This is a genomic window from Streptomyces niveiscabiei, assembly GCF_001419795.1.
In the GTDB taxonomy this organism is placed as follows: Bacteria; Actinomycetota; Actinomycetes; order Streptomycetales; family Streptomycetaceae; genus Streptomyces; species Streptomyces niveiscabiei.
Window position 1 is genome coordinate 1 of the sequence record NZ_LIRL01000737.1, and the last position, 2,178, is coordinate 2,178.

Genomic DNA, 2,178 nt, shown 5'->3' on the forward strand with positions numbered 1-2,178 from the left:
GCCGTACATGCCGCCCCCTCGCCCCCGAAGACCTCGGCGCCGACACCTTCCGCACCCGCTACGGCCTCCGCCTCGCCTACCTCGCGGGCGGCATGTACGGCGGCATCTCCTCCGAAGCCCTCGTCGTCCGGCTCGCCAAGGGCGGCGCGATGGGGTTCCTCGGCACCGGCGGACTGCCCCTCGCGGAGGTCGAGGAGCAAGTCCGGGGCGTCCAGGCCGCGTTGGGACCCGACGGACCCTTCGGTGCGAGCATCCTGCACCGCCACGCCGCCCCCGACGAGGAGCGCGCGCTCGTCGACCTGTTGCTGCGGCTCGGGGTCCGTACGGTCGAGGCGTCCGGGTTCCTGCGGATCACCCCGGCGCTGGTCAAGTACCGCCTCAAGGGCGGCCGGATCATCGCCAAGGTCTCCCGCACGGACACCGCGGAGGCGTTCCTCCGCCCGGCGCCCGCCGACGTCGTACGCGGTCTCGTCGAGCTGGGCGAGGTGAGCCAGGAGGAGGCGGCGAGGGCGGGCGACCGGCCCATGGCGGACGACCTGTGCGTCGAGGCCGGCGGCGGTTGGGTGAGCGAGCCGGTGGACCTGGCCACGCTGCTGCCGACCGTCGTCCGCCTGCGTGACGCCCTCGCCACCGGCCGGGACCGCGTGCACGTCGGTGCGGCCGGCGGGATCGGCACGCCGGAAGCGGCGACGGCGGCCCTCGTGCTCGGCGCCGAGTTCCTCGTCACCGGGTCCGTGAACCAGTGCACGGTGGAGGCGGCGACCAGCCCCGAAGTCAAGGACCTGCTCCAGGCCCTGGACGTCCAGGACACCGAACCCGCCCCCTGGGCCGAGATGTTCGAACTCGGCGTCCGCGCACGGGCCGTCAAACGCGGCGTCTTCCTCCCGGCCCGCGCCGACCGCCTCTACCAACTCTGGCGCACCCACGCCTCGTTCGAGGACATCGACACCGACACGCGCCGCCAGATCGAGGACACCTACCTGCGCCGCCCCTTCGAGGACGCGTGGCGCGCGGCCCACCCCGGCGGCCAGGAACCGGACGCCAAACGCAAGTTGGCCCTGGCCTTCCGCTCCTACCTGGACGAGGGCTTCACCCTCGCCCGAACAGGCGTCCCCGGACGGCGAGTCGACTACCTCGTACACTCCGGTCCGGCACTGGGCGCCTTCAACCAATGGGTGAAGGGCACCAGCCTCGAACCCTGGCAGGACCGCAACGTCGACACCGTCGCCGACCGCCTGATGGCAGCGACGGCCCAGCTGATCGAGGAGCGCTGCGGGGCGTTCAAGAACTAGGCGGACGACCAGAGGGGCGGGAATCCCAGTCCGGGATTCCCGCCCCTCACGTCATCCGCGCAAGGCGTCAGACGGCTCAGCCCTGCCCCGCCCGCCGCGCCTCCGCCCGCTGAGCCCGTCGTGACGTACGCCCCGCGGCGGCGGCCGGTGCCGCGCCTCCGGGTTCCGTCAGGCACATCAGCTCCGCCAGGTTGTCCACGAAGGAGCGGATCGTCGGGAACTCCACGAACGCTGTCGCCGGTACCTCGAAGTCCAGTTCCTCGCCGAGTTTCGCCACGACTTCGATGAGCACCAGCGAGTCGAGTCCGAGGTCGAACAGGTTCGTGTCGAGGGCGGCGAGATGACGTCCGCCGAGGACCTTCCCCACCTCGTCGGTCACGAAGTCCGTGACGAGTCCGACGTTGTGGGCGGGGTCGTTCGCGGCGAAGCGGGCCAGGAGCCGGTCTCGCTCGGGGGAGGCGGGCTGGCTGGTCTGTGCACCCGGTTCCACCCAGTGGCGGCGTCGCTCGAACCGGTGCGTGGGCAACGGAACTCGGCGGATGTCCCGGCCCTCATGCAGGGTGGCGAAGTCGAGTTGACCTCCCCGCACCCACAACCCCCCGGCAAGACCGAGGAGTTCGGCGTATCCGGTGGCGGAGATTCGTACCCAGCCCGCCCCGTCGGCGACCGGCCCTCCGCTCGTCCAGTCGGCCGGGTCCTGCGTCAGCCGCGCCCCCGTGACCGCCGACAGCACCGGCAGAGACGGCGCCGAAACCCGCAGCGGTGCACTCCCCACGGCCAGGGCCAACGCGTCCGGCAGCACCAGCGCCCCGCTCACGGCGGCGGCCACGGCCAGCCCCGTACCCGTACCGGCGAGGCCCCCCGGAACGACCCCCCACGACAGCAG

General features: G+C 72.6%; 2 protein-coding genes. One reads left to right on the plus strand and one right to left on the minus strand.

What is annotated here, in order from left to right; genetic code table 11:
* Positions 1-1,292 (plus strand): PfaD family polyunsaturated fatty acid/polyketide biosynthesis protein (locus tag AOK24_RS32255; protein WP_159052051.1); only part of this gene is annotated, 1,292 nt, incomplete at its 5' end.
* A gap of 76 nt (positions 1,293-1,368) precedes the next feature.
* On the opposite strand, the gene AOK24_RS32260 is transcribed toward AOK24_RS32255, so the two are convergent.
* On the minus strand, positions 1,369-2,178 hold an 810-nt coding region (locus AOK24_RS32260; protein ID WP_240554234.1), incomplete at its 5' end, for an acyl carrier protein.